This is a genomic window from Xanthomonas sp. NCPPB 3570 (assembly GCF_056725115.1).
In genome coordinates this window covers 756,669-782,942 of sequence record NZ_CM161513.1, presented here as the reverse complement: position 1 = coordinate 782,942, position 26,274 = coordinate 756,669, and the positions used below count along the sequence as shown (strand labels likewise).

The following is a 26,274-nucleotide window of genomic DNA, read 5'->3' as shown; positions in this document are numbered from 1 at the left end:
CCGCCACCATGGCGTTTCAGGGAGCAATGAGACTGTCGCCACGGCAGTGCGTCTTAACTTCATCGTGAATTCACACTTCTATTACACGCCGTACCGCAGATCGGGGGGATGCCGCGGCGGCTCGAACGGTGAGGCAGCCCTGGTACCGACGCAAGGCTCCCGCCGTCACTAAGCAATTGGCATCAACTACAATCCACAAGGACTCGGAGCTCATCAGGCATGGAGAGCGCAATGCGATTTTCGAAACTCGTTTGTTTTTTGGCGTTCGGCGCCTTGCTGGCATGTCATGCGCCAATGGCCAGTGCAGCCTCCTGCGAAGAGAACTTCAACATGAGCTCCTCGTCGGAGATCTTGATGTTCAGCGCATGGAAAACGTCGGAAAAGTTGGAACCACTCGATGCCATCGCGCAAATCCGTCAGGTCGCCAAGCAAGAAGGATTCACCATTGGCGAACAGAAGAGCGAAGGCGGGAAGACGGAACTCACGTTTTCCCAGGACGCCACGAGCAACTCCCGCAGCTTTGATGTAGTTGCCACGGCGGACCGGAACCTCAATACATTGACGCTCATCGCCGTATTACCGCCCGGCATGCAAGCCAAGCCGGAGGACATGCGCAGCGCCATGTGCGGGATGTTGGCGAAGGTAAGACTAGACACCGGCGACGGCAGGAACGAAGGGACCGCGAAGTCCACGGCATCGGCATCCGGCAAGCTGAATGTGCTGGAACCCCGATCGGTCTTCGACCTTGGCGCTGCTCAGGCCGCGCTCGAGCCGGGCACCTCCGCCATCAAGGGCACGGCCTGCGCGGTGCATCACGTGGAGAACGGCGGAGGCACTTATCTGGCGCGCAATCAATCCATCTCCCTATTTCCGGTTACCCCCTACCTCAAGGAAGCAATTGCGCTTTCGTCGAATATGAAGCAGGGGCGCGACACCCTCAAAGTCTCGCCAATGGCCCTGCAGGTCCGCGTCGATGGCATGACCAACGACAAGGGACAATTTCAATTCTCCAACCTCAAGCCAGGAAACTACTACCTCCTGGCGACGATGGCGCTGGATGTCCAGGGGAGCACAACCAAGAACCTGGGCACCAGCCTGGAAGGCGTCGATGGCCGGCCTACGGTGACCACCTACTATCAGACCGAGAATTTCACATCCAGATTCAATGATGTCCTCGAGAAATTCGTCGAAATCAAGACCCCTGGCCAGACCGTGAAGGTCACGCTTTCGCCTAAAGGCTTCTTTAAAGGAAGGGCCGGGCTGCTCGGGTGCATCTAGCGACCTCCGACAGCGTTTCCATTCGCATTGGAGCAACTGCCGACGTCATCTCCACCGCGCGCGGAGACTTGGCTTTCGGCTTGGACGAGTGCCGAAATCGAACGAACGGCATTCCAGCGGCACGCGCAAGGGCATCAAAGATTCGGAGAATTATCCCGGGACGGGCCGTTTCCATTGAAACGACACTGGACATCACGCTGTCACGTGCCGCGACAAGGCACGCGCTTGGTCCGGGCTGATCACGGGCCAGGCGCTCAACGCCCGTCTAGACGCGCCTCATGCAGCGTTCCTCGCACCGCTACAAGGCGGTGGCGAGTCGCGGCGCGACCGATTCGTCGCAGCCACGTGCTCAGGACCGCCGCACGGGACGGCCGTGCTATTGGTCCTGCGGCGCATCCGCCCCACCTGGGCTCATGGAATAGGCGCGCTCGGCGCCTGCCGCCGCCCAGGCGGTGTTGGGCGTGGCCTGCAGGGTGAAGCGCAGTTCGCCGCCGGCCATGAGTTCCTCGTGGCGCAGGAATGCGCGGTTCAATGGGCGACCGTTGAGCGTGACGCCGCCGACATAGGGATGCGCGTCGTCCAGGCCGTCGGCGATCACCGTGAAGCGCTTGCCGTTGGGCAGCGCCAGGGTGGCGCGCGGCAGGAACGGGCGACCAAGGATGTACTGGTTGCTGGCCGGCGCCACCGGGTAGAAGCCCAACGCGGTGAACACGTACCAGGCCGACATCTGCCCCATGTCGTCGTTGCCGGCCAGCCCGTCCGGCCGCGCCGCATACTGGCTGCGCATGATCTGCTGCAGGCGCGCCTGGGTGCGCCACGGCTGTCCGGCGTAGGCATACAGATAGGCGACGTGGTGGCTGGGCTCGTTGCCGTGCGCATACCAGCCGATCAGCCCGGTGATGTCCTCCATGTGCGCGAACACCTTGGGATCGACCTTGGCATCGAACACCTGGTCCAGCCGCGCCAGCAGCCTGTCGTCGCCGCCATGCGCCCGCGCCAGGCCGGCCACGTCCTGCGGCACGTACCAGGAGTACTGCCAGGCGTTGCCTTCGGTGTAGTCGGTGCCGTAGCCGCTGGCGTCCGGATCGAACGGGGTGCGGAAGCGGCCGTCGCGCTTGCGTGCGCGCATGAAGCCGGTGTCCGGGTCGAAGGCGTTGCGCCAGTTGCCGGCGCGCTTGGCGAAGGTGGCGGCGACCTCGCTGCGGCCCATCTCCTGCGCCATCTGCGCGATGGTCCAGTCGTCGAAGGCGTATTCCAGGGTCTTGGAGGCGGCCTCGCCTTCCTCGTCGATCGGCACGTAGCCCAGTTCGCGGTACTGGGCGATGCCGTCGTAGGGGCCGTAGTCGGCGCTGGCCACCATGGCCTTGAGCGCGGCGTCGGTGTCGTAGCCGCGGATGCCCTTCATGTACGCGTCGGCGATCACCGGCACCGCGTGGTAGCCGATCATGCACCAGGTCTCCAGACCGTGGAACGCCCACACCGGCAGCACGCCGTAGGGGCTTTCGCGCTGGTGCGCGAGCAGCGAGTTGACGATGTCGTTGGTACGCTGCGGCGGCTGCACGATGGTCAGCAGCGGATGCAGCGCGCGGTAGGTGTCCCACAGCGAGAACGTCGAATAGTGGGTGTAGCCCTGCGCCTGGTGCACGGCGTTGTCCGGCCCGCGATAGCGGCCGTCGCTGTCCATGAATAGGGTCGGGCCGAGCAGGCTGTGGTACAGCGCGGTGTAGAACTGGGTGCGCTGGGCGGGCGGCGCGTCCACCTCCACCGCGCCCAGCGCCTGCGCCCATTGCGCACGTGCGGCGCGGCGCACGCCATCGAAATCCCAGCCCGGCACTTCGGCGTCGAGATTGGCGATGGCGCTGTCCTCGCTGACCGGCGAGATCGCCACCTTCACCAGCAGCGGCCCGCGCAGGGCGTCGCCGAAATCGAACGATCCCACCAGTTGCCGGCCTTCGATCTGCGCGCGTTGGCTGGGGTCGTTGTCGCCCGGCGGCGGAAAACCCTTGTAGGGAATGTCCTGCTCGGTGTTGTGGAAGGCGTGGCCGCGCAGCGGCTGCGAGAAGCGCAGGGCGAAGTACAGCTGCCGCCCCGGCGCCCAGCCGCGGGTCTCGCGGAAGCCGGTGACGGTGCCGTCGGCGCGCAGGCGCAGCCGCGACCAGCTGATCTTGCCCGGGTAGTCGTACAGGCTGGTGCGCAGATCCAGCAGCACGTGCGCCGGTTGGCCGGCCGGATAGGTGTAGCGATGCACGCCGACGCGGGCGCTGGCGGTGAGTTCGGCGCGCACGTTGTAGTCGTCCAGGGTCACCGCGTAGTAGCCCGGCTCGGCGCGCTCGTCGTCGTGGCGGAAGCGCGCGCTGTAGCCGCTGCCGGGGGTGTCCGGGTCGCCACGCTCCAGCCGCACCGCGCCGCTGATCGGCATCAACAGCACGTCGCCCAGGTCGGAGTGGCCGGTGCCGGAGAAATGCGTATGCGAGAAGCCGACCAGGCTGCGGTCGTCGTAGCGGTAGCCGGCCGCCCAGCCATAGGCGTCCTTGCGCGGCTGGATGCGCGTGTCCGGGCTCAACTGGACCATGCCGAACGGCACCGTGGCGCCGGGATAGGTGTGGCCCTCGCCGCCGGTGCCGATGAAGGGGTCCACCGCGGCCACCGCACGTTCGCCGGCGTCACCGCCCGCCGCTGCGACGGCGGATGCGATCGGCCACAGCGCGGCCAGCAGCAGCGCGGCAGCGCCGCCCAGCGTCCTCGAGCTGCGCATGGCAGGCTCCCCGTATCGAATCGATCCAAACGGATAGCACAAAGCCACTGCAATGCCTTGCTGCACTGCAAAATGCGGATCGGATCACGACGGCGCAGGATGAGCGACCTTTTGAACCGGTCTAATGCGCCGTGGCGCCGTCTCCCGCCGACAAACGCGTCACCGTGTCCGACATCGCCGCCGCCTGCGGCGTGTCGCGGGCGACCGTGTCGCTGGTGCTGCGCAACAGCCCGCTGGTGCACGCCGACACGCGCGCGCGGGTGGCGGCGGAAATCGCCCGCCAGGGCTACGTCTACCATCGCGGCGCGGCCAGCCTGCGCGGCCGCGCGTCCAATGCGGTGGCGCTGGTGGTCAACGACCTGGCCAATCCGTTCTTCGCCGAGTTCGCCGGTGGCGTGGATGCGGCGCTGGCCGAGGCCGGCTACGTGATGCTGATGGGCAGCACCGGCGAATCGCCGGAGCGCCAGCAGACCGTGCTGGCCTCGCTGATCGAGCACCACCCGGCGGCGATGATCCTCTCGCCCACCGAGAACACCGACGCGGCGCGGCTGCGCCAGTTGCTGGGACCACGCCTGCCGGTACTGCTGTTCAACCGCGCGCTGGACGGCGACTGGCCGCTGCTGGCGCTGGACAACCGCCGTGGCGCGCGCCTGGCCACCGAACACCTGCTGGCGCAGGGCCATCGTGCCATCGCCTTCTTCGGCGGCCACCGCCAGTCCAGTTCCTGCGCCGAGCGCCGCGCCGGCTATCGCGAGGCGCTGGCCGCCGCCGGCATCGCGGTCGACCCGGCGTGGCTGATCGAATGCGCGCCGACCCGGCTGGAAGCCGCGCGCCAGGCCGGCGCGCTGTGCGCGCGCGACCCGCTGCCGACCGCGCTGGTCTGCTACAACGACGTGGTCGCGCTGGGCCTGGCCAGCGGCCTGGCCGAACGTGGCCGCATCGCCGGCCGCGACTACGCGCTGATCGGCTTCGACGACATCCCCGAAGCCGCCGTCGCCACCCCGCCGCTGTCCACTGTTGCCGTCGCCCCGCGCGAGCGCGGCATGCAGGCCGCGCGCCTGGTGCTGGACGCGCTGCGCCACCGCCAGGCCCTGCCTGCGCTTACCATCGCCCCCGCCCGGCTGTGCCTGCGCGCCAGCAGCCGGGTCGCCCTCTCGCCCGTTCCCGGAGTCGCTGCATGAGCCGTCGCCCGCTGTCCAACACCGCCGCCATCGCGGTGGTCAGCATGATCTTCTTCACCTGGGGCGGCCTGACCAGCCTCAACGACGTGTTGATCCCGCATCTGAAAGCCGTGTTCCAGATGAACTACGCGCAGTCGATGCTCATCCAGTTCACCTTCTTCGGCGCCTACTTCCTGATGTCGGTGCCGGCCGGCGCGGTGGTGTCGCGGACCGGCTACAAGGCCAGCATCGTCATCGGCCTAGTGGTGGCGGCGATCGGCGCGGCGATGTTCTACCCGGCCGCGCGCCTGCCTTCCTATCCGCTGTTCCTGACCGCGCTGTTCGTACTGGCCAGCGGCATCACCCTGCTGCAGGTGGCGGCCAATCCGTACATCAGCCTGATCGGCGCGCCGGAGAAGGCGCCGAGCCGGCTCAACTTCGCCCAGGCGCTGAACTCGCTGGGCACCACCGTGTTCCCGTGGCTGATCGGCCCGCTGATCCTGGCCGGCGCGGTGCTCGGCGCCGACCAGATCGCGGCGATGAATCCCGCGCAGCTGTCCGCCTACCGCATCGAACAGGCGCGTACGGTGGAAATCCCCTACCTGATGCTGGCCGGCGGCCTGCTGTTGCTGGCGGTGTTCATGCTGGTCATGCGGGTGCCGTCGCTGCGGGAGGACAAGGAGACCGGGGCCGAGTCGCATCACCGCTTCGCCGACGCGCTGCGCCACCCGCACCTGTTGTGGGGCGTGGTGGCGATCTTCATGTACGTGGGCGCGGAAGTGGCGATCGGCAGCTTCCTGATCAACTACATTTCCGGCCCCACCACCGGCGGCCTCAACGAAGCCGACGCCACGCACCATCTGTCGTACTACTGGTTCGGCGCGATGGTCGGCCGCTTCGCTGGCGCCGCGCTGCTGCAGTTCATCCCGGCGCGCCGGCTGTTGGCGGTGTTCGCCGGCATCGCCGCACTGTTGCTGGTCGTGACCATGGTCAGCACCGGCCACGTGGCGATGTGGAGCGTGATCGCCATCGGCCTGTTCAATTCGATCATGTTCCCGACCATCTTCACCGTGGCCATCGAACGCCTGGGCGTGCTCACCAGCAAGGCATCGAGCCTGCTGATCATGGCGATCGTTGGCGGCGCCATCGTGCCGCTGGTGCAGGGCCTGCTGGCCGATGCGATCGGCATCCAGCATGCTTTCGTGGTCCCGCTGCTGTGCTACGTCTACATCGTCTGGTACGGCTTGCGCGGTTCGCGCCTGTCGCCGGAGCTGACGGCGGCCGCGCCCACCGCCGCGCCGACCGCGCGCGTGATGCACTGATCCGTGATCCGTTCCCGGCACGGCGGCGCACACGCTGCCGCCGTGCGCCGCTGTCTTCCCTTCCCTCACCCAGCTCGCCAGCCAACCGCATGAACCTGCCTGCCACGCCCCTGCCCGACTTCGCCGACGCCGCCGTCCTGCGCGCGCACATTGCCGACACCATGGCCTTCTACCACCCGCGCGCGATCGACCCGGCGGGCGGCTTCTTCCATTACTTCCGCGACGACGGCAGCGTGTACGACGCCGGCCATCGCCACCTGGTCAGCAGCACCCGCTTCGTCTTCAACTACGCGATGGCCGCGATCGAGTTCGCCGACTCGGTGCTGGCCGCCGAGTACCTGGACGCCGCGCGCCACGGCCTGCGCTACCTGCGCGAGGTGCACCGCGATAGCGCCAGCGGCGGCTACGTGTGGACCCTGCGCGACGGCGTGGCCGAGGACCGCACCCAGCATGCCTACGGCGCCGCCTTCGTGCTGCTGGCCTACGCCACCGCGAAGAAGGCCGGCCTGGACACCGACGCGTGGATGGACGAGACCTGGCAACTGCTGGAAACCCGCTACTGGGACGCCGCCGCCGGCCTGTACCGCGACGAGGCCACCCCGGAGTGGACGTTCTCCAGCTACCGCGGCCAGAACGCCAACATGCACCTGTGCGAAGCGCTGATCGCCGCCTACGAGGCCAGCGCCGAGCCGCGCTACCTGCAGCGCGCGCTGCTGCTGGCCGACCACATCACCCGCCGCCAGGCGGCACTGGCCGGCGGCCTGGTGTGGGAGCACTACGACGCCGACTGGCAGGTGGACTGGGACTACAACCGCGACAATCCCAAGCACCTGTTCCGGCCGTGGGGCTTCCAGCCCGGCCACCAGGTCGAGTGGTCCAAGCTGCTGGTGCTGCTGCATGGGCATCTGCAGGCCGCCACCGGCACCGCGCCGGCGTGGCTGCTGCCGACCGCGCGGCACCTGTTCGACACCGCCCTGGCGCACGGCTGGGACGCGCAGCATGGCGGCATCGTCTACGGCTTCGCCTCCGGTACCGAAGAGGCGCCGGTGGTCGGCGTGCCCGACGTGGCCGCGGCGCCGACCTACTTCTGCGACGACGACAAGTACTTCTGGGTGCAGGCCGAAGCCATCGCCGCGGCCTCGCGGCTGCTGGCCGCCACCGGCGACGCCACGTATCGCGCCGCCTACGACACGCTGTGGGCGTATTCCTGGGAGCATCTGGTCGACCACCGCTACGGCGCCTGGTTCCGCATCCTCAGCCGCGACAACCGCAGCTACAGCGACGAGAAGAGCCCGGCCGGCAAGACCGACTACCACACCATGGGCGCCTGCCACGACGTGCTGGCGGTGATGCGCGGCAGCAGGGCGTTCGCGTAACGCCGACGCGGCAAGCAAGGGCGCCGGCGGTTCGACGCCCTTATGTGTCGGTCGTAGGAGCGGCTTCAGCCGCGACCGGGCGTTCCCGGGAAGGCCCGGTCGCGGCTGAAGCCGCTCCTACGAAGGCCGGGCGGCGGCGCGTCGCATGGCAACATTCACGCGGAAGGTACGGCTCACTCCTCCGCCCACAAAAAAGCCCCGCACCTGGCGGGGCTTTTTCGTTGCCGCGAACCGCGCTCGATCAGTCGATGTCGAGGAAGCTGCGCAGCTGTTCCGAGCGGCTCGGGTGACGCAGCTTGCGCAGCGCCTTGGCCTCTATCTGACGGATGCGCTCGCGGGTCACGTCGAACTGCTTGCCGACTTCCTCGAGGGTGTGGTCGGTGTTCATGTCGATGCCGAAGCGCATGCGCAACACCTTGGCTTCCCGCGGGGTGAGGCCGGCGAGCACGTCGCGTACGGTCTCGGACAGGTTGATGTTGGTAGTGTTCTCGATCGGGGACTCCACGTTGGTGTCCTCGATGAAGTCGCCCAGATGCGAATCCTCGTCGTCGCCGATCGGGGTTTCCATCGAGATCGGCTCCTTGGCGATCTTCATCACCTTGCGGATCTTGTCCTCGGGCATGTCCATTTCCTTGGCCAGCTCCTCCGGGGTGGCCTCGCGGCCGTACTGCTGGAGCATCTGCCGGGAAATGCGGTTCAACTTGTTGATCGTCTCGATCATGTGCACCGGGATGCGGATGGTGCGCGCCTGGTCGGCGATCGAGCGGGTGATCGCCTGGCGGATCCACCAGGTGGCGTAGGTCGAGAACTTGTAGCCGCGACGGTACTCGAACTTGTCCACCGCCTTCATCAGGCCGATGTTGCCTTCCTGGATCAGGTCGAGGAACTGCAGGCCGCGGTTGGTGTACTTCTTGGCGATCGAGATCACAAGGCGCAGGTTGGCCTCGACCATTTCCTTCTTGGCCTTGCGCGCCTTGGCTTCGCCGTAGGCCATGGCCCGGCTGATTTCCTTCAGCTCGGCCAGGCTCAGGTAGGTGGCCTGCTCCACCGCCACGGTGGCTTCCTGCTCGGCGATGATCTGGTCCTTGACGTCGCGCAGCGCCGACGACCACTTCTGCTTGCGCTTGAGCGCGTCGTCGACCCAGGCCACGTTGGTCTGGTTGCCTTCCCAGGAACGGATGAAGTCCTTGCGCGGCATGCGTGCCACGTGGGTGGCCAGGTGCAGCACGCGGCGCTCGTGGTCCTTGACCTGGGCCATGGTGTCGCGCAGCTTGCGCACCAGCACGTCGGTCAGCGGCAGCGGCAGCTTCAGGGTGACGAACACCTCGGCGATGTCGTTGCGCAGCTTGGTGACCAGCTTGTGCTCGGCGCCGTTCTTGGCGTGGGCCTTCTTGAACTTGGCGTATTCGGTGGCCAGCACTTCCATGCGCCGCGCGACCTCGGCCGGATCCGGACCGGTCGGGCCGGCATCCTCTTCGGCGGTGTCGACGTCTTCGTCGTCATCCTCGTCGGCATCGGCATCGGTGGCGCTGTCGTCGTCGGACACCGCGACCGGCGGGGCCGGCTCTTCCTCGATCAGGTCGTTGAAGCCGACCACGATCTCGGCCAGGCGCTTCTTGCCTTCCTTGTGCTGTTCGTAGTCTTCGAGCAGGGTCTCCACCGCCAGCGGGAACGCGCCCAGCGCGGCCTGCACCTGGCCGAGGCCTTCCTCGATGCGCTTGGCGATGGCGATCTCGCCTTCACGGGTCAGCAGTTCTACTGTGCCCATCTCGCGCATGTACATGCGCACCGGGTCGGTGGTACGGCCGCCTTCGGTGTCGAGCGCGGTCAGCGCCGCGGCGGCTTCTTCGGCCGCGGTATCGTCGACTTCGCGGTTGCCGGTGTTGCCGTCGTTGAGCAGCAGGGTTTCGGCATCGGGCGCAACTTCATGGACATCGATGCCCATGCCGTTGATCATGCCGATGATGTCTTCGATCTGTTCGGGGTCGACCAGATCGTCGGGAAGATGGTCGTTGACTTCCGCGTAGGTCAGATAGCCCTGTTCCAGGCCCTTGCTGATCAGTTGCTTGATGTCGGATTGCTGGGCAGGACGTTCGTTGGCCATGAGTGCTCGCGCCACCGGCAGGTAGGTGAATGAGTGAACCTAGCATTATAACAGCCCGGACCGCCGCTTGCCGGACGAGGAGCCTGAACGGCTCCGCCAGGAACGCGCCGGCGTCTACGGCCGGAGCAGGAAAGTGACCGGGCCGTCGTTGACCAGGCTGACGACCATATGGGCACCGAAGCGGCCGGTTTCCACCCCCGGCGGGTGCTGCGCCCGGCATACCTCCACCAATCGGTTGAAGCCGCGTTCAGCCTCGGCCGGCGGTGCCGCGGTGGTGAAGCTGGGCCGCATGCCCGAGCCGGTATCGGCGGCCAGGGTGAACTGGCTGACCAGCAGCAGGCCGCCGCCGGTGTCGCGCAGCGACCGGTTCATGCGCCCGCTGGCGTCGGAGAACACCCGGTAGCCGAGCAGGCGCTCGGCCATGCGCCGGATCCTGGCCTCGTCGTCGCCCGGCTCCACCGCCACCAGCGCCAGCAGGCCGGGCCCGATCTGGCCCACGACCTCGCCATCGACGCTGACCGAGGCCTGGGTGACGCGTTGGATCAACGAGAGCATTAGGGCCGGGATTGGGGATTGGGGATTCGGTATCGCCCGCGCGCTTGGCGAACGGCGGCGATCACGCAGGATCATCGCCGAACCGCTTGGATTGGGGAAGCCGGATCGCGTGCCACCGACGCGTTCCGCGACGCCGTGGGCGGGCCCGACGCGCCGAGCGGATAAACTGGGCCGATGAAACCCGCCACGCTCGCCTCCCTGCTGTATCGCTGCGCCGCCGCCGTGGCGCGCCTGCCGTGGCCGTGGCTGCGCCGCCTGGCCGACGGCCTGGCCGGGCTGTGGCTGCGCCTGGACGCGCGCGAGAGCCGGGTGGTTCGGCGCAACCTGGAGCTGGCCTATCCGGAACTGCTGCCCAGCGAGCGCGTGGCCCTGCAGCGCGACGTGCTGCGCTCGACCGCACGGCAGGCGTTCGAGACCCTGACGCTGTGGACCCGGCCGCCGGCACAGAACCTGGCGCGGCTGCGCCTGCGCCATGGCCAGGAGCTGTACGACGCGGCGCTGGCCGCCGGCCGCGGGGTGATCGTGGCCGCACCGCATTTCGGCAACTGGGAGTTGCTCAACCAGTGGCTGGCCTCGCGCGGCGACATCGCCATCGTCTACAAGGCGCCGGAGTCGGCGGTCGGCGATGCCTTCCTGCAGTTGGTCCGCAGCGGCGAACGGGTGCGCCAGGTGCGCGCCGAGGGCCCGGCGGTGCGGCAGTTGTTCAAGACGCTCAAGGACGGCGGCGCGGTCGGCATCCTGCCCGACCAGCAGCCCAAGGCCGGCGACGGCGTGTTCGCGCCGTTCTTCGGCGTGCCGGCGCTGACCATGACGCTGGTCAACCGCCTGGCCGAGCGCACCGGCGCCACCGTGCTGTTCGCCTGGTGCGAGCGCGTCGGCAACGACCTGGAGTTTGCCCTGCACGTGCAGCCGGCGCCGCCGGACATCGCCGATGCCGACCCGCTGCGCGCGGCCACCGCGCTCAACGCGGGCGTGGAGCGGGTGGCGCGGCGCGACCCGGCGCAGTATCAGTGGACCTACAAGCGCTACACCCTGCGCCCAGACCCGGCCGAGCCCAATCCCTACGCCACCGAGCGCCATCCGCACTAGGGCGTTCGCCCCAGGCAGAACCCCGTCAGTCGTCGTGCGGCTGCGCCGGGCCGGCGAGGATGCGCTGGTAGAACGCCAGGTCCAGCCAGCGGCCGAACTTGAAGCCGGCCTCGCGCACCGTGCCGGCGTGCACGAAGCCCAGTTGCTCGTGCAGGGCGATACTGCCGGCATTGCTGGCGTCGATGCCGCCGACCAGCACGTGCACGCCGCGCGCCTGCGCGGTCTCGATCAGCGCCTGCAACAAGCGCCGCCCCGCGCCGCGGCCGCGATGGTCGCGGTGCACGTAGACCGAGTGCTCGACGCTGTACTTGAACGCCGGCCAGGCGCGGAAGGTGCCGTAGCTGGCGAAGCCGACCAGCGTGCCGTCGGCGTCCTCCAGGCCCAGCACCGGGAAGTTGCCGGCGCGCTTGGTCGCGAACCAGGCCGCCATGCTCTCCGGCGGGCGTGGCCGGTAGTCGTACAGCGCGGTGGAGTGAACGATGGCGTCGTTGAAGATCTCCAGGATCGCCATCGCGTGGCGCGGTTCGGTGCAATCGACGAGCTGCATGCGGGCGTGGGGCCAGAAGGGACGCGACGCCGCACAGTAGCAAGCAACCGGCGGCACGTGCACACCCGCCCAGCGCCGGCGGCATTGCCTGGAACGCCGCATCCGGTTGCATCGGCGATGCCGTGCGGCCGGGCACAGTGCGTTCCATCGCCCGCGGGCTGGCGGGACAGGCAAAGCGCGCGACAATGGCGCCGGGCGCCATGCGCCTGCCGGCGCCGCGCCGGTGCCGCCGCGACCAAATGCGGCAGCCTTGAAGCGCCGCCGCCGATCCCCCATCTGGAGTCGTGCATGACCAGCCCCACCGCCCCTTCCGCGCACGCCTTCGGCGATCCTGCCGCGATCCGCAGCGAACGCGCGGCATCGGAGCTGCGTGCCGGGCGCCCGGTCCTGCTCGACGACGGCAACGGCCGCACCCGCGCGGTGATGGCGCTGGACAGCAGCACCGAACCGTCCTACCTCGGCTTCGCCGAGGCCAGCGGGCAGCGGCACTACCTGTTCGTGACCCCGCCGCGCGCGCAGGTGCTGGGCCTGGACGCGCCGCAGGGCGCGCGCATCGCCCTGGCCGGGCACTCCTACGACGCGCTGGCGGCGCTGGCCTACCTGCGCGACGGACCGGTGCCGGCGCAGTGGCAGCCCGGCGACGCGCTGGATGCCGGCGCCGCCGAGATCGCGCGCCTGGGCCTGCTCCTGCCGGCGATGGTCGCGGCCGACCTGGGCGCGGACAGCAGCGCCTTCCAGGGTTGCCAGTCGCTGCGGCTGGACGACCTCGAACATGGCTGCGCCCTCGCCGCCTCCGACAGCTACACCCTGGTCACCCGTACCCAGGTGCCGCTGCGCGACCTGGGCCCCGGCGAATTCGTGGTATTCCGCGGCGGCGTGGCGCAGCGCGACCAGGTCGCGATCGTGATCGGCCAGCCCGACCTGAGCGCGCCGGTCCCGGTGCGCGTGCATTCCTCCTGCCTCACCGGCGACCTGTTCGGCTCGCTCAAGTGCGACTGCGGCGATCAGCTGCGGCACGGCCTGGCCAAGCTCAAGGCGCTGGGCGGCGGCGTGCTGCTGTACCTGGACCAGGAAGGCCGCGGCACCGGCATCGCCACCAAGATGCGCGCCTACGGCTACCAGCACGACGGCCTGGACACCATCGACGCCGACGCGCAACTGGGCTTCGGCGCCGACGAGCGCCGCTACGGCAGCGCCGTGGCGATGCTGCGCGGACTGGGCATCGGCCGCGTGCGCCTGCTCACCAACAACCCGAACAAGGCCGAGCGCCTGCGCGCGGCCGGCATCGAGGTGACCGAGCGCATCCCGGTCACCGGCACCATCACCGCCGAGAACGAAGGCTACCTGCGCACCAAGGCCGCCCGCGCCGGCCACGCGCTGGACGTGGACGCGCTGCTGCGCGCGGCGCGCTGAACCACCGCCGCGGCTCGGCACTCTCCACCGCCTGCGCGGATCGGGACGGAAACCGCGCGGCGGACAGCGCACGCCCGTCATCGCCGCGTTAGGATCGCAGGCCACGCCGCGCGCCCGCGCCCCGAGACCCCGACGTGATCGCACCGCCGCCCATGGAAGACTCACCCGCCGCGCCCGCGCCCAGCGCTTTCGCCGCCACCCCGGCGCCCGCGGACTGGCCGCCGGCCGACTGGCAACCGGTGCCGTTGCGCGGTGCCTGGCTGGCCGCACTCGGCGGCGGCTGCATGCTCGGGCTGAGCCTGGTGGTCGCCGCCGGCATCGTCGGCCTCAGCCTGCACAGCCTGCATGCGCTGGCCCTGGGCGCCGTGGCGGCGGCGGTGGGCAGCCTATGCGGCGCCTGGGTCGGCTTCGTCCGCCACCGGCGCATCCGCTGGCGGCTCAATGCCCAGGGCCTGGACGTGTTCCGCGGACGCCTGTGGCAGAGCGAGACGCACGTGCCGATCTCGCGCGTGCAGCACCTGGACCTGCGCCGCGGCCCGCTGGAACGCGCCCTGCGCCTGTCCACCCTGGTCGTGCACACCGCCGGCACCCGGCATACCGCGGTCGCCGTGCCTGGCCTGGACCAGGCCGACGCGCAGCGCCTGCGCGAACGCCTGGCGCACCAGCTCGACCACGACGACGACGCGCTGTGAGCGACCTCGCCGACACCGAGCACGCCACGCCGGTCCGGCGCCTGCATCCGTGGTCATGGCTGTTCGTGCTGCTGCAGCACCTCAGGCACTTCCTGCTGCCGTTGCTGGCGCTGCTGGTGTTCGGCAGCCGCGACGGCCACCGCGATCACGCCGATCACCTGGTGATGCTGGCGGTGTGCAGCGGACTGGTGGCGGTGTCGCTGCTGCGCTATCTCACCTACCAGTACCGCATCGGCCACGACAGCCTGAGCATCCGCAGCGGCTGGCTGGAACGCAGCCTGCGCGAGATCCCGTTCGCGCGCATCCACAACGTGGTGGTGCACCAGTCGCTGCTGCACCGGCTGTTCGGCGTGGCCGAGGTGCGCCTGGAATCGGCCGGCGGCACCAAGCCCGAGGCGCAGATGCGGGTGCTGCGGCTGGACCAGGCACTGGCGCTGGAACAGCAGATCCGCCACCGTGCGCCCGCCGCCGAGCGTGCCGAGGCCGGCGACGACGCGGGCGCCGCGCCCGCCGTCCCGGACAGCGAGCTGCTGCTGGCCCTGCCCACCGCCGAGGTACTGCGCCAGGGCCTGATCTCCAACCGCGGCATGGTGGTGCTGCTCACCGCGTTCGGCGCCACCTACCACCTGTTCCCCGAGCGCATGATCTCCAACGCGATCGAGCACTACGGGCGGCAACTGTTCGGCTACGCCACGCACCTGCAGTTGGGCTGGATGGCCGGCGCGGTGACCTTCGCGCTGATGCTGGCGACGCTGTTGCTGCTGATGCGCGCCTTGTCGATGGGGCTGGCCATCGTGCAGTACCACGGCTTCCGGCTGAGCGAGAGCGAACGCCGGCTGACCGTGGAGCGCGGCCTGCTGACGCGCTTGCGCAGCAGCGTGGCGCGGCGCCGGATCCAGGCCTGGACCCTGCACGAGAACGTGCTGCAGCGGCTGCTGCGGCGGCGCAGCCTGCACATCGACACCGCGGTGATCCAGTCGCACCACGGGCACGGCCACGCACTGACGGAACTGGCGCCGCTGGCCACGCCGGCCGCCTGCGATGCGCTGCTGCAGCGGCTGCTGCCGCAGGTCGCATGGCCGCCAGCGCACTGGCACGGCATCGCCACGCGCCACTGGTGGCGCCTGTCGCTGCCGGCGCTGCTGCTGGTGCCGCTGCTGTGCGCCGGGCTGTGGCCCACGCTCGGTGCCTGGGCCGCATTGGGCCTGCTGTGGCTGCCGTGGTCGGCGTTCAAGTCCTGGCGTCAGGCGCAGCGCATGGGCTACGCGCTGGATGCGCGCTACGTGGCGGTGCGCGGTGGCTGGTGGCGGCGCTGGTGGCGGCTGGCCGAACTGGACAAGCTGCAGACGCTGCACCTGAGCCGTTCGCCGCTGGACCGCTGCTGCGGCACCGCGACGCTGTGGCTGGACACCGCCGGCGCTCGCCACGGCGAACCGCCGCTGCGCGTGCGGCTGCTGCCGGACGCGCAGGCACGGGCGCTGTACCGGCAACTAGGCCAGGCGCTGGCGCAGCGACGGCTGCGCTGGTGAGCCGGTGCGACGGCGGTGCGCGTCAGCGACGCGCGCCGCGGCCCCAGTAGCCGATGCGGCGGCGGATCTTCAGCTTGCGCCACAGGTTCAGCGGCTTGCGCCGCGGGTTGCGCGCGCCCTCGGCGACGAACTCGTCGATCGCGCGCAGCACGCGCTCGCTGGACTGGCCGTCGCGGTAGGGATGCAGGCCATCGGCGAATTCGCGGATCGCCGCCATCAGTTCCGGCGGCCGCTGCAGCGCGCGACGGATCGCCGGTTCGAACTGCGCCGGATCGTCGATGTCGATCAACTGCGGCCCCGGACGCCGGTTCTTGAAGGTCACCACCGGCTTGTAGGTGAGCAGGAACTCGTTGAGCGCGGACGAGGTGTCCGAACACATCATGTCCACCTGCGGGAACAGCTCCAGGATGTTGTCGTTGTCGGCGAAGCGCAGGTACTCGCTCTCCAGCGCGCGGTAGCGCGCGACCATCGCCGGGTCCATCTTCGGATGGAAGGTGACGATCCAGCGCCATTCGCCGCTGCGCGAGAGCCGCGCGACCTCGTCGTGGAGGATGCCGGCCGCGCTCCACGACGGTGAGAACGTGGAGTGGTACAGGATCACCGGCGGCTGCCGCACCGGCGCCAGCTCCGCGCCGATCTCGCGCATGAACGGATCGATCTTGGGGAAGCCGGTTTCCTTGACCGCGAAGTGGCCGAGCTTGCGCGCCAGCGCGCCGAACGCGGCGGTGTCGCGCGGGCCGGTGGTGCAGTACAGGTCGAAGAAGCCGCGCACGTAGATGTGCCGCGGCTTGCCAGCGTCGAAGCCGTGGAAGGTCTCGACCTTCACCCCGGGGAAGAAATGCGGCACCGCGTTGCTGGAGGTGATCACCGCATACGGATCCCACGCCAGCACCTCCTCCACCGTCGCCAGGTGGCGCTCGTCGGCGCTCAGGTCCTCGGCGCCGGGACCGTCGAAGAACCATGCCGCCTGGTCGCCGCGTGCGCGGATCGCCGCCTGCAGCGGGCGCAGGATCGCCAGCGCATAGCGCTCGGACCCGTACAGCAGATAGTGCTTGCTCATCAGTGCTCCAGATCGTGCCGTTGCAGTTGCGCCCGCGCCTGCTCCACCGAGGCCGGGTTGATCTGCATCTCGTAGTAGCGCATGCGCTTGTACAGCGCGTAGCTGGCCGCAGTCTGCGCCACCACGAAGCCGCGCCAGCCGTCGAGGAAGGCCAGCCGCAGCAGATAGTCCTTGAGGAAGGCGCCGGCGAACACGAACGGGCTCTGCCACATTCTCACCGGCTTGCGCTTGTCGCGCCAGCCGAGCGCCTTGAGTTCGGCGTAGCGCAGCACCTTGAGCTGCTTGTGCACCAGGGTCGGGTTGTGCAGGTGATTGAACGGCGGTGCGAACTCGGCGCTGGCGCCGTCGAAGCGCAGCGATTCGTGCACCCGCGCATCGCTCCAGCGCGCGCGGCCGCGGTGGTACAGCCGCGCCAGGCGCTCGCCGACCATCGGTTTGTACCAGCGCATCGGCGCGCCCATGTACCAGGTGCTGCGGCGCAGCCAGACCGCATCCACGCGGTCCTCGGCGAGCAGTTGCGGCAGCCGCGCCTGGCATTCGGCGCGCAGCGCGTCGGAGAGGAACTCGTCCGCGTCCAGTACCAGGATCCAGTCGTGCGCGGCCTGGGTGGAGGCGAAGTTGCGCTGCGGGCCGAAGCCCAGCCAGGCCTGCTCGACCACGCGCGCGCCGTGCGCGCGGGCGATCGCCACGGTGTCGTCGGTGCTGCCGCAGTCCACCACCAGCTTGTCGGCGGCGAACGGCACGCTGTCCAGGCAGCGCGCGATGTTGGCGGCCTCGTTGTAGGTCATCACCACCAGGCTCAGCGGCAGGGTGGCGGCGGCAGCGTCGGCCATGGCGCGCGGTATCCGGAAGTCAGGCGCGGTGCCGGCGGTCGGCGCCGAGCGCCTAGCCGCCCGGCGATGCGGGATCGGCAGTCTACCGGCTTCGCGCGGCGCCTTCAGCGCCCGATGCCGGCTCCGCCTCGCGTGCGGCCAGCCCGATCAGCACGCCGACCAGGGCGACGTAGAAACCGGTGCTCACCTGGTGCGCGAACATCGACTGGGTCATGCCGCACAGGACGTAGGCCACCACCACCATGATCCCGGCCGCCGCCGCGCCATGGAAATGCGGCTGCGACCGGCGCCGGTACAGGCGCAGCAGCAGCCACAGCGGCACCCCGTACACCATCAGGATCAGCACGGTGCCGGGCAGGCCCTGGGTCGCGCTCCACTCGGCCAGGTCGTTGTGCGCGTGGCCCAGGTGGCAGCGCTCGACGAAGCCCTTGCGGCAGTCGGGCAGGCGCAGCATGGCGTTGTCGAAACGGCCTACGCCGACCCCGACCACGGGGTGTTCGACGAAGGTCGCCGCCGCCACCTGCAGGCGTTCGATGCGCGCGCCGGCCGAGGAATCGCTGTCGCCGCGTTCGTAGCGCTGCACGTCGTGGTGCAGTTCGGCCAGGCGGGTCTGCTTGGTCAGCGCCGGCACGCTCAGCACCAGCACCGCCGCCAGCGCGGTGCACGCGCCCAGGATCATCAGCCGGGTCGCGCTGTCGCGCCAGCGCAGGCACAGCGCGCTGACCACCAGCAGCAGCAACACGCCCAGCCACACGCCGCGGCTGCCGCTGAGCAGGATGATGATGCCGCCGGCCACCACCGCGGCGGCGGCCCACGGCCACTGGCCGCGCGGCCGGCAGAATACCGCCAGCACCATCAGCATCAGCACTACGTCGGCCAGCACGATGGCGTTGGTCCAGCCCTCGGCACGCGGCTGGCCCTGCAGTACCTGCACGCTGGCCAGCACCAGGGCGGCGAGGATGCCGAGCAGCGCGCCCCACCACAGCAGGCGCTGCGGCGGCCGCAGCGCATAGGTCCACAGTGCCGCCCACGGCAGCACCAGGAAGCGGGTGCGGTTGTCGATGTCCTTCAGCGGCTGGCCGAAGTACAGCACCGAGCACAGCGACAGCCCGATCACCAGCAGCGCCAGGATCCACAGCCAGCGCAGCGACGGCTGCATCGGCGCCACCGCCTGGCGCAGCTGCGGCAATGCCAGCAGGCTGGTCGCCAGCAGCAGCAGGCCGAACGGCAGCAGGCCGCTGGGCATGCTGATCACCAGCGCCGGCAGGCACAGCAGCGCGAGCGCCGCGCCTCGCTCGGCCAGGGACTGGCGCGAGAACGCGGAAACGGCATGGCGTGGCGCGATGGGCTGGGACATCAAGGAGGGAAGCCGTCGGGGTGGGGGTGGTCGGCGATGATCCGGGGCGCTTCCCTAACCCGGCCTGACCTGTTCGCGATCGGCGCCGCGGCTGGCCGGCGCGGCGGGCGGCGGCGCCTCCCCGAGCAGATCGGCCACGGCCGCGCGCAGGCGCTCGCCGAACTCGCGCCGGCGCGTCTCGAAGAAGCCGCGCGCGGCGGTGCCCAGGGCGTCGCACTGCATCGGCGACAGCGCCAGCGCCTGCGCCATCGCCTGTTCGAGGCCGGCGGCCTCGATCCGGTAGCGCACGCCGAAATTGTCCGGCCCCTCGCCGACCGGATCGATCAGCACGCCACGGTCGGCGCTCACCAGCTCGTTCATCGGCGCCCCGTTGGTGGTGATCACCACCGCGCCTACGCTCAGCGCTTCCATGATGTAGTGGCCGAAGCCCTCCACCTCGGAGGGGCACAGGTGGAAGCGGTGCGCATTCTGCAGCCGCCGCAGTTCCTGCTGGTCGAGGTAGCCGGTCAGGTAGTCGATGTTCTCGGCCTCGATCGGGTGGGACTTCTTCGCGCTCTGCACCACCGTCAGCCGCGGCCACTCGGGGTGCCGTGCCCAGGTCTGCAGCAGCAGCGCCGTGCCCTTGGCCGAACTGCGCCCGGCCACATGCAGGCAGGCGCGTTCGCGCGGGACCTCAGGACGGTAGCAATCGTCGCTGCAAAAGCCGATGAAGGCGGTCGGCGCCATGGTGGAGAACCGCTGCTCGGCCTGGCGGGTCTTGCACAGCACCTGGGCGAAGCGCGGCAGGCAGCGTAGCCATTTGTGCCGGAACCACTCCGGGTTGGGGATCAAGGCATTGCGCAGGCCGCTGCCCAGGCAGCGCGGATACACCCGCTCCAGGAAGATCTGCAGGTCGGCGCGCCCGAACAGCAGGCTACGCAGGAACAGGCGCAGTTCGCGCAAGCGATTGGCCATGCGCACGGTGCCGAAACCCAGCACCTCCACGCGGTAGCGGCCGGTCTCGCGCAACAGGTCGGCGACCACCTGCAGGTCGCGGCTGAGGCCGCCGCCGTTGTCGCGGCTGATCACCCGAATCAGGGGAGACGGCATGCGCGCTCCCCGGCCCGCGCGACGCGCTGGCCGCCACCGGCAGTCGCAGCACACCGCCGGGGTGCGCGGGTGCGGCTCATTCGAAGCGGTCCTTGTCCTGCTCGCGCAGGCGGTCGCGGTCGTCCTGGGTGACCACACAGTGGCCGTGCACGGCGCTGGCCGGGACCAGCCACCAGTCGCGTCGGTTGGACACGCCGGCCAGGATGCTGGCGTTGCGGTCGACGCAGCCCAGCATCGCCGCTTCCTGCACCAGCAGCCAGCGCCGCTGCGGCGCCTGCGCCTGCCAGGCGATGCCGCGACGCAGTTGCTCGTCCCAGGGCACCACGAAGCCGAAAGTCGTGGCCGGGCGGTCGGCCATCAGCAGGTTCTGCTCTTTCCAGGCGACCAGGCCGAGTTCGGCCTGCGGGCCGATACGGCGCCCCACCGACTCCATCACCCCACGCGCCGAGCTGGACATGTTGATCAGCGGGTACACCAGCAAGCCAGCCATCACCCAGACCATGGTCAGGGTCGAGACCGTCGCCAGTTCCGGGCGGCGCCGCGCGAATGCGGCCAGGCTGGCCACGCCCCACAGGCCGATCGCCAGCAGGATCCAGGCCAGCACCTGCACGGTGGCCAGGTCGATACCGCGGTCTTCCATCATCTTCGCGCGGAAGCCGTGCCCCAGCAGGATCGCCGCGCCCACGCCGCCCAGCGCCAACGTCAGCAGCGCGGTGAACGCCAGCAGCAGGCGCTTGATCCCGGGCTTGCGCAACAGCCCTGGAATGAGCGGCCCCATCGCCAGGCACAGCATCGGCAGCGCCGGCAGCACGTAGACATCGCGCTTGCCGGTCGGGATCGAGAAGAACAGCACCACCAGCGCCCACCAGGCCAGCGGCAGCAGGTAGCGCGCGTCGCGCCGGCGCAGGCGCCGCGCCCAGGCGGGGATTGCCCACGGCAGCGCCAGCAGCACCGGCAGCCACATGCTCGGCATCACCCCGAAGAAGTACAGCGGCCCGTGCGCGTGGTCCCAGGACTTGGCGTAGCGCCCGGCGGTCTGCCGGAACAGGATGTCGTTGAGGTAGGCGCGGTACTCGGGCGCGTTGCTCGACAGCGCGGTGGCGACCATCGGCACCAGCCAGATCGACACCGCCGCCAGGAACGCCAGCGGCCCCAGCCAGAATCGCGGATCGCGCAGGCCGACCCGCACGCCGCGCCAGTGCGCCAGCGACGCCGCCGCGGCCGGCAGCAGCATCAGCAGCGCCAGCACGCCCACGCCCTTGGTGATCGTGCCCAGCCCGGCGGCGAACCAGCCCAGCGCCCACAACCGCCAGTCCGGCCCGCGCAACAGGTGGCGCAGCAGCGCGTAGTTGGCCAGGGTGATGAAGAACACCACCAGCGGATCGATCTGCGCCTTCTTCGCCTGGTAGGTGAAGTGGAAGGCGAACAGCAGCGCGTAGGCCGCGTACATGCCGACGCGGCGCGTCCACAGGCGCCGGCCGAGATCGTAGACGCAGGCCAGCGTGCCCAGCCCGGCCAGCAGCGAGGGCAGCAGGAACGCCACCCGCCAGTTGCCGAACAGCGTGTAGAAGCTGGCCTGCAGCCACATCAGCATCGGCGGCTTGTCCGAGTACAGCTCGGTGCCGCGGTGCGGGAACAGCCAGTTGCCGCTCTCCACCATCTGCTTGGCGACCAGCGCGAAGCGCGGTTCGTCGGCCGGATGCGGATCGCGCAGGCCCAGGCCGGCGCCGAGCACCAGCACCGCCAGGATGGCAAACAACCAGAACTCTCGGGAGGCGCGGGTCTTCAGCATGGGAAGCGATGATACCGGCGCCGGTTCATGCCGTCTTGCGGAACCGCGCGTAGTAGAAACCGTCGCAGTCCTGCTCGCCGGGGAAGCGCTGGCGGCCGCCGCCGGAGGCATGCCCGCAGGCCGCGCCCGGGTCCTCCAGCGCCGCACCAGGCTGCCGCGCCAGCAAGGCCTGCACCTGCCGCGCGTTCTCGTCCTGCAGCAGCGAACAGGTGGCGTAGACCAGCACCCCGCCCGGCCGCAGCACCTGCCAGGCGGCGTCGAGCAGGCGCGCCTGCAGCGCCTGCAGCGCCACCACGTCCTCGCGGCGGCGGTGCAGCAGCACGTCCGGCTGGCGGCGCACGATGCCGGTGGCCGAACACGGCGCGTCGAGCAGCACCGCGTCGAACGGCACCCCGTCCCACCAGTCCTGCGGCTGCGCCGCATCGGCGACCTGCAACTGCGCCTGCGCGCCGGCCCCGGTGCGCGCGAAGGTCTCGCCGACCCGCGCCAGGCGCCGCGCATCCACGTCCAGCGCGGTCAGGCGCAGACTGGGATCGCGTTCGAGCAGGTGCGCGGACTTGCCGCCGGGCGCCGCGCAGGCGTCGAGCACGCGCGCGCCCGGCGCTGGCGCCAGCACGTCGGCGACCTGCTGCGCCGCACCGTCCTGCACCGACACGCGCCCCTCGGCGAAGCCCGGCAAGGCGCCCACCGCCAGCGGCGTCTCCAGCCGGATCGCATCGGCCAGCAGCGGCGAGGCCTGGGCGGCGATGCCGGCCGCGGCCAGTTCCTGCAGGTAGGCGTCGCGGGTGCCGCGTTGGCGGTTGACCCGCAGCCACAGCGGCGCCGGCTGCTGGCTGGCGGCGAAGATCGCCTCGGCCTGCTGCGGCCAGTCGGCGCGCAGCGCATCGCGCAGCCACAACGGCCAGCCCGCGTCGGCGGCGACCGCCGGCAGCCCGTCGCGCAGCGCGCGCCGCAGCAGCGCGTTGACCAGCCCGGCCTGGCGCGGCCGATCCAGCGCGCGCGCTGCCTCCACCGTCGCCGACAGCGCCGCATGCGGCGCCAGGCCCAGCGCATCGAGCTGGGCGAAGCCGGCCAGCAGCAGGCCGCGCAGTTCGGCGTCGCGCTGCGGCAACTGCTTCTGCAGCCACATGCGCAGCGCGGCCTCGTAGGCCGGGCGGCGGCGCAGCACGGCGAAGCAGATCGCCTCCACCAGCGCGCGGTCGCGCGGATCCGGCAGCGTTGGCAACGCCGCGCCCAGTTCGGCCTTGAGCGAGCGGCCGCGATCGATCACCGCGGTCAGCACGCGGGCGGCAAGCACCCGCGGGGCCACGCCCGGCGGCCACGCAGCGTTGGGCGTCGCGGTCATCGGCGTGCGCCCCAGGCCGTGCCGCCGCTTCGTGCGCATGCCGCACAGTGGTCGCCCGCGCGGATGGCGCGAAGGCGCGAGGACGCGCCTACAGACGCGCCTGCCAGGCCCGACACGGCGTACGCAGGCATGCCGACGCCTTACGCCAGGACCGGCAGGTCGCGCCGCGCGTTGAGGTAGTCGGCGGCGGTGATCGCCTTGCCACCGTCGCGCTGCAGCACGCGCAGGCGCAGCGCGCCCTGGCCGCAGGCGATATCGATGCCCTGTCTGGACGCGGTCAGCACCGTGCCCGGCGGTTGCCCGTGGGCCAGGTCCAGCGCGATCGCGCCGTGCACCCGCACCCGCTCGCCCGCCAGCACCGCCTCGGCGACCGGCCACGGATCGAAGGCGCGCACCTGCCGCGCCAACTGCGCCGCCGGCTGCTGCCAGTCCAGCCGCGCCTGCGCCTTGTCCAGCTTGTGCGCATAGGTGACGCCCGCTTCCGGCTGCGGCTGCGGCACCGGGCGCAGACCGGCGCGCAGCAGGCCCAGGCCGTCGGCCAGCACCTGCGCGCCCAGCGCGGCCAGGCGGTCGTGCAACTGGCCGCCGGTCTCGTCGGCGCCGATCGGGGTGCGCTGCGACAGCAACACCGGGCCGGTATCCAGCCCCGCCTCCATCTGCATCAGGCACACCCCGGTCTCGCTGTCGCCGGCCTCGATCGCGCGCTGGATCGGCGCGGCGCCGCGCCAGCGCGGCAGCAGCGAGGCATGCACGTTCCAGCAGCCATGGGTCGGGATCGCCAGCACCGCCTTGGGCAGGATCAGCCCGTAGGCCACCACCACGATCAGGTCCGGCTGCAGCGCGCGCAGCGCCTGCAGCGTCTCCGGCGAACGCAGCGTCTGCGGCTGCAGCACCGGGATGCCGCGCGCCACCGCCTCCAGCTTGACCGGCGACGGGGTCAGCCCGCGGCCGCGCCCGGCGGGCCGGTCCGGCTGGGTGTAGACCGCGACCACTTCATGGCGCTGCGCAGCCGCGCGCAACGACGGCACGGCGAAGTCCGGCGTACCGGCGAAGACGAGTTTCATTGGGCGGGGATTCGGGATTGGGGATTGGGGATTCGCAACGGCAGGATCGGCAACCGGAAGGGTGCGATTCGCTCTGGCGAATCCCCAATCCCGATTCCCGAATCCCGGCCGTCAAGCCACGTGCTTGCGCGCCTTGGCCAGCTTCTTGCGCACCATTTCGCGCTTGAGCGGGGACAGGTAGTCGACGAACAGCTTGCCGTCGAGGTGGTCCATCTCGTGCTGCACGCACACCGCCAGCAGGCCGTCGGTGCTCAGTTCCTGCGGCTGGCCCTGGCGGTCCAGGTAGCGCACGGTGATGGCGTCGGCGCGGGTCACGTCGGCGTAGATGCCGGGGACCGACAGGCAGCCTTCCTGGTACACCTGCTCGCCGTCGCGCTGCACGATCTGCGGATTGATGAACACCTGCGGGGCGTTCTTCTCCTCGCTGACGTCGATGACCATGAAGCGCTTGTGCACGTCCACCTGGCTGGCGGCCAAGCCGATGCCGGGCGCGTCGTACATGGTCTCGAACATGTCGTCGAGCAGGCGTTGGAAGGCCGCGGAGGTGACCTCGGCGGCGTCGACCGGCACCGCCTTGGTGCGCAGGCGCGGGTCGGGGAATTCGAGAATGGGGAGCAGGGCCATAGCGGTACCCAAGATGGGGGCGCCGGACGATTCGGCAAGGCCTGCGAATTCTACCCGTTTCTGCGCCCGACGCTTGCGCCCGCACCAGGGTTCTGCACTATAGTGCGCCAACCTGTTGGGGAATCAGGCTCCGCGCTCATGTTCAATCGACTCCGTACGGTCGTCGCCGTGGCGATGCTCACCGTGGCGACCTACGCTGCTTCCGCCAGCATGGCTGCCGAACACCCCGACACCTACGTGGTGCGCAAGGGCGATACGCTGTGGGACATCGCCGGGCGTTTCCTCGGCAAGCCCTGGCTGTGGCCGGAGATCTGGCAGGCCAATCCGCAGGTGCACAACCCGCACCTGATCTACCCCGGCGACGTGCTGAGCCTGGCCTACCTGGACCGTGTGGCGCACGCCGAGGTCAAGCCGGGCCCTCGCCAGGACGCGCCGATCGACGCGATCCCGCTGGCGCAGGTGGAGCCGTTCCTGAAGAACCTGCGCGTGGTCGACCGCATCGACGACCTACCCTACGTGGTCGGCACCGAAGACAACCGCCTGCGCGCCACCGACGGGCAACTGGTCTACGCGGTCGGTCTCGGCCAGGCCCAGGCCGGGCAGCGCTACGCCGTGGTCCGTCCGACCGTGCGCTACCTGCTGCCCAAGCTCAGCGACGACCTCAACGCCGAAGGCCGCAGCACCCCCGGCAGCGGCAACCTGTGGCAGACCTTCGTGCCGCCGGACAAGCGCCGCGAGACCCTCGGCTACGAACTGGCCCAGGTCAACATCGGCACCGTCGCCCGGGTCTCCCCCGACGGCCGCCAGGCCACCGCCCTGCTGCTGCAGGACAACGCCCGCGAAGTGCGCGCCGGCGACCGCCTGATCCCGGTCGAGGCGCAACCCTACGATCTGCAGTTCGTGCCGCATCCGCCGTCCGAGCAGGCGCTGGCCGCCGGCCTGCGGGTGCTAGCGGTGGCCGACGCGTTCAGCGCGGCCGGTCCGCGCGACGTGATCGCCATCTCCGGCGGCCGCCGCGAAGGCATCGACAACGGCACGGTGGTGTCGCTGTGGCGCCATGGCACCCGGGTCAACGACCGCGTGCGTCATCCCAACACCTCCCGTGCCGACGACGGCTTCACCGGCGGCAGCGGCAGTACGGTGGCGCTGCCGGACGAGTACGCCGCGCACGCGATGGTGTTCCGCACCTTCGACAAGGTCAGCTACGCGCTGGTGATGGACGGCATCAAGCCGACCCGGATCGGCTACGACGTCAAGCATCCGGACGCGCGCTGACCCGCCGCCGGGGAG

21 protein-coding genes are annotated in these 26,274 nt (G+C 70.3%); 9 read left to right on the top strand and 12 right to left on the bottom strand.

Annotated features, from left to right (window positions below; translation table 11 throughout):
• Positions 1 to 231: 231 nt before the first annotated feature.
• Positions 232 to 1,278 carry a hypothetical protein gene (locus tag AC1PLR_RS03420; protein WP_481102675.1) on the top strand — a complete coding sequence of 349 codons (1,047 nt, stop codon included), beginning with the start codon at positions 232 to 234 and terminating at the stop codon, positions 1,276 to 1,278.
• A 376-nt stretch (positions 1,279 to 1,654) separates the two neighbouring features.
• On the opposite strand, the gene AC1PLR_RS03415 is transcribed toward AC1PLR_RS03420, so the two are convergent.
• Positions 1,655 to 4,033, bottom strand: a complete 2,379-nt coding sequence (locus AC1PLR_RS03415; RefSeq protein WP_481102674.1) for a GH92 family glycosyl hydrolase — start codon at positions 4,031 to 4,033, stop codon at positions 1,655 to 1,657.
• A gap of 131 nt (positions 4,034 to 4,164) precedes the next feature.
• Between AC1PLR_RS03415 and AC1PLR_RS03410 the strand changes: the two genes are divergently transcribed.
• The 3 genes from AC1PLR_RS03410 (at position 4,165) to AC1PLR_RS03400 (ending at position 7,891) form a co-directional block, all read left to right on the top strand.
• Positions 4,165 to 5,214, top strand: a complete 1,050-nt coding sequence (locus AC1PLR_RS03410) for a LacI family DNA-binding transcriptional regulator (RefSeq protein WP_150410424.1) — start codon at positions 4,165 to 4,167, stop codon at positions 5,212 to 5,214.
• Positions 5,211 to 6,515, top strand: coding sequence for a sugar MFS transporter (locus tag AC1PLR_RS03405; RefSeq protein ID WP_481102673.1), 1,305 nt, complete (start codon positions 5,211 to 5,213; stop codon positions 6,513 to 6,515). Before AC1PLR_RS03410 ends, AC1PLR_RS03405 begins: the two co-directional genes overlap by 4 nt.
• Positions 6,516 to 6,604: 89 nt before the next feature.
• Positions 6,605 to 7,891, top strand: coding sequence for an AGE family epimerase/isomerase (locus AC1PLR_RS03400; protein WP_481102672.1), 1,287 nt, complete (start codon positions 6,605 to 6,607; stop codon positions 7,889 to 7,891).
• A 241-nt stretch (positions 7,892 to 8,132) separates the two neighbouring features.
• Here the strand turns inward: AC1PLR_RS03400 and rpoD are convergent, their stop codons facing one another.
• Complete coding sequence (gene rpoD / locus AC1PLR_RS03395) at positions 8,133 to 9,995, bottom strand: RNA polymerase sigma factor RpoD (RefSeq protein WP_010340704.1); 1,863 nt, start codon at positions 9,993 to 9,995, stop codon at positions 8,133 to 8,135.
• Positions 9,996 to 10,109: 114 nt separating this feature from the next.
• Complete coding sequence (gene dtd, locus AC1PLR_RS03390; RefSeq protein WP_481102671.1) at positions 10,110 to 10,550, bottom strand: D-aminoacyl-tRNA deacylase; 441 nt, start codon at positions 10,548 to 10,550, stop codon at positions 10,110 to 10,112.
• A gap of 174 nt (positions 10,551 to 10,724) precedes the next feature.
• Here dtd and AC1PLR_RS03385 point away from each other — a divergent pair, with 174 nt between their 5' ends.
• Entirely contained in the window at positions 10,725 to 11,639 is a 915-nt protein-coding gene (locus AC1PLR_RS03385) for a lauroyl acyltransferase (RefSeq protein ID WP_481102670.1), read from the top strand.
• Positions 11,640 to 11,664: 25 nt separating this feature from the next.
• Here the strand turns inward: AC1PLR_RS03385 and AC1PLR_RS03380 are convergent, their stop codons facing one another.
• A complete protein-coding gene (locus AC1PLR_RS03380) occupies positions 11,665 to 12,186 on the bottom strand; it encodes a GNAT family N-acetyltransferase (RefSeq protein ID WP_152182280.1) in 522 nt (173 codons plus the stop codon).
• A 288-nt stretch (positions 12,187 to 12,474) separates the two neighbouring features.
• Between AC1PLR_RS03380 and ribA the strand changes: the two genes are divergently transcribed.
• The 3 genes from ribA (at position 12,475) to AC1PLR_RS03365 (ending at position 15,820) form a co-directional block, all read left to right on the top strand.
• On the top strand, positions 12,475 to 13,599 hold the full coding sequence (gene ribA, locus AC1PLR_RS03375) for a GTP cyclohydrolase II RibA (RefSeq protein ID WP_481102669.1): 1,125 nt from the start codon (positions 12,475 to 12,477) through the stop codon (positions 13,597 to 13,599).
• A 152-nt stretch (positions 13,600 to 13,751) separates the two neighbouring features.
• Positions 13,752 to 14,291, top strand: coding sequence for a PH domain-containing protein (locus AC1PLR_RS03370; protein WP_226980597.1), 540 nt, complete (start codon positions 13,752 to 13,754; stop codon positions 14,289 to 14,291).
• Complete coding sequence (locus tag AC1PLR_RS03365; protein ID WP_481102668.1) at positions 14,288 to 15,820, top strand: PH domain-containing protein; 1,533 nt, start codon at positions 14,288 to 14,290, stop codon at positions 15,818 to 15,820. Before AC1PLR_RS03370 ends, AC1PLR_RS03365 begins: the two co-directional genes overlap by 4 nt.
• 22 nt (positions 15,821 to 15,842) lie before the next feature.
• Here the strand turns inward: AC1PLR_RS03365 and AC1PLR_RS03360 are convergent, their stop codons facing one another.
• From AC1PLR_RS03360 to def, 8 genes are all read right to left on the bottom strand, one after another.
• A complete protein-coding gene (locus tag AC1PLR_RS03360; protein ID WP_481102667.1) occupies positions 15,843 to 16,880 on the bottom strand; it encodes a CDP-glycerol glycerophosphotransferase family protein in 1,038 nt (345 codons plus the stop codon).
• Positions 16,880 to 17,713: a glycosyltransferase family 2 protein gene (locus AC1PLR_RS03355; protein ID WP_267127261.1), complete on the bottom strand. Its 834-nt coding sequence runs from the start codon at positions 17,711 to 17,713 to the stop codon at positions 16,880 to 16,882. Before AC1PLR_RS03355 ends, AC1PLR_RS03360 begins: the two co-directional genes overlap by 1 nt.
• 82 nt (positions 17,714 to 17,795) lie before the next feature.
• Positions 17,796 to 19,070 carry an O-antigen ligase family protein gene (locus AC1PLR_RS03350; RefSeq protein ID WP_481102666.1) on the bottom strand — a complete coding sequence of 425 codons (1,275 nt, stop codon included), beginning with the start codon at positions 19,068 to 19,070 and terminating at the stop codon, positions 17,796 to 17,798.
• A gap of 54 nt (positions 19,071 to 19,124) precedes the next feature.
• Positions 19,125 to 20,159, bottom strand: coding sequence for a glycosyltransferase (locus AC1PLR_RS03345; RefSeq protein WP_481102665.1), 1,035 nt, complete (start codon positions 20,157 to 20,159; stop codon positions 19,125 to 19,127).
• 76 nt (positions 20,160 to 20,235) lie between these two features.
• Entirely contained in the window at positions 20,236 to 21,951 is a 1,716-nt protein-coding gene (locus AC1PLR_RS03340) for an ArnT family glycosyltransferase (protein WP_481102664.1), read from the bottom strand.
• 25 nt (positions 21,952 to 21,976) lie between these two features.
• The gene (rsmB, locus tag AC1PLR_RS03335; protein WP_481103520.1) at positions 21,977 to 23,296 is read right to left on the bottom strand and encodes a 16S rRNA (cytosine(967)-C(5))-methyltransferase RsmB; all 1,320 of its coding nucleotides are present in this window, start codon (positions 23,294 to 23,296) and stop codon (positions 21,977 to 21,979) included.
• A 140-nt stretch (positions 23,297 to 23,436) separates the two neighbouring features.
• Positions 23,437 to 24,360, bottom strand: a complete 924-nt coding sequence (gene fmt, locus AC1PLR_RS03330) for a methionyl-tRNA formyltransferase (RefSeq protein ID WP_481102663.1) — start codon at positions 24,358 to 24,360, stop codon at positions 23,437 to 23,439.
• A 111-nt stretch (positions 24,361 to 24,471) separates the two neighbouring features.
• A complete protein-coding gene (gene def / locus AC1PLR_RS03325) occupies positions 24,472 to 24,984 on the bottom strand; it encodes a peptide deformylase (RefSeq protein WP_010340689.1) in 513 nt (170 codons plus the stop codon).
• A 138-nt stretch (positions 24,985 to 25,122) separates the two neighbouring features.
• Here def and AC1PLR_RS03320 point away from each other — a divergent pair, with 138 nt between their 5' ends.
• Positions 25,123 to 26,259 carry a LysM peptidoglycan-binding domain-containing protein gene (locus tag AC1PLR_RS03320; RefSeq protein WP_481102662.1) on the top strand — a complete coding sequence of 379 codons (1,137 nt, stop codon included), beginning with the start codon at positions 25,123 to 25,125 and terminating at the stop codon, positions 26,257 to 26,259.
• Positions 26,260 to 26,274 lie beyond the last annotated feature (15 nt).

Coding starts and splice junctions, on each gene's coding strand:
- ribA (WP_481102669.1), top strand. CDS start 12,475: ATGACCAGCCCCACCGCCCCTTCCGCGCACGCCTTCGGCGATCCTGCC.
- def (WP_010340689.1), bottom strand. CDS start 24,984: ATGGCCCTGCTCCCCATTCTCGAATTCCCCGACCCGCGCCTGCGCACC.
- AC1PLR_RS03370 (WP_226980597.1), top strand. CDS start 13,752: ATGGAAGACTCACCCGCCGCGCCCGCGCCCAGCGCTTTCGCCGCCACC.
- AC1PLR_RS03320 (WP_481102662.1), top strand. CDS start 25,123: ATGTTCAATCGACTCCGTACGGTCGTCGCCGTGGCGATGCTCACCGTG.
- AC1PLR_RS03355 (WP_267127261.1), bottom strand. CDS start 17,713: ATGGCCGACGCTGCCGCCGCCACCCTGCCGCTGAGCCTGGTGGTGATG.
- dtd (WP_481102671.1), bottom strand. CDS start 10,550: ATGCTCTCGTTGATCCAACGCGTCACCCAGGCCTCGGTCAGCGTCGAT.
- rpoD (WP_010340704.1), bottom strand. CDS start 9,995: ATGGCCAACGAACGTCCTGCCCAGCAATCCGACATCAAGCAACTGATC.
- AC1PLR_RS03405 (WP_481102673.1), top strand. CDS start 5,211: ATGAGCCGTCGCCCGCTGTCCAACACCGCCGCCATCGCGGTGGTCAGC.
- fmt (WP_481102663.1), bottom strand. CDS start 24,360: ATGAAACTCGTCTTCGCCGGTACGCCGGACTTCGCCGTGCCGTCGTTG.
- AC1PLR_RS03340 (WP_481102664.1), bottom strand. CDS start 21,951: ATGCTGAAGACCCGCGCCTCCCGAGAGTTCTGGTTGTTTGCCATCCTG.
- AC1PLR_RS03350 (WP_481102666.1), bottom strand. CDS start 19,070: ATGTCCCAGCCCATCGCGCCACGCCATGCCGTTTCCGCGTTCTCGCGC.
- AC1PLR_RS03415 (WP_481102674.1), bottom strand. CDS start 4,033: ATGCGCAGCTCGAGGACGCTGGGCGGCGCTGCCGCGCTGCTGCTGGCC.
- AC1PLR_RS03360 (WP_481102667.1), bottom strand. CDS start 16,880: ATGAGCAAGCACTATCTGCTGTACGGGTCCGAGCGCTATGCGCTGGCG.
- AC1PLR_RS03420 (WP_481102675.1), top strand. CDS start 232: ATGCGATTTTCGAAACTCGTTTGTTTTTTGGCGTTCGGCGCCTTGCTG.
- rsmB (WP_481103520.1), bottom strand. CDS start 23,296: ATGACCGCGACGCCCAACGCTGCGTGGCCGCCGGGCGTGGCCCCGCGG.
- AC1PLR_RS03400 (WP_481102672.1), top strand. CDS start 6,605: ATGAACCTGCCTGCCACGCCCCTGCCCGACTTCGCCGACGCCGCCGTC.
- AC1PLR_RS03385 (WP_481102670.1), top strand. CDS start 10,725: ATGAAACCCGCCACGCTCGCCTCCCTGCTGTATCGCTGCGCCGCCGCC.
- AC1PLR_RS03380 (WP_152182280.1), bottom strand. CDS start 12,186: ATGCAGCTCGTCGATTGCACCGAACCGCGCCACGCGATGGCGATCCTG.
- AC1PLR_RS03345 (WP_481102665.1), bottom strand. CDS start 20,159: ATGCCGTCTCCCCTGATTCGGGTGATCAGCCGCGACAACGGCGGCGGC.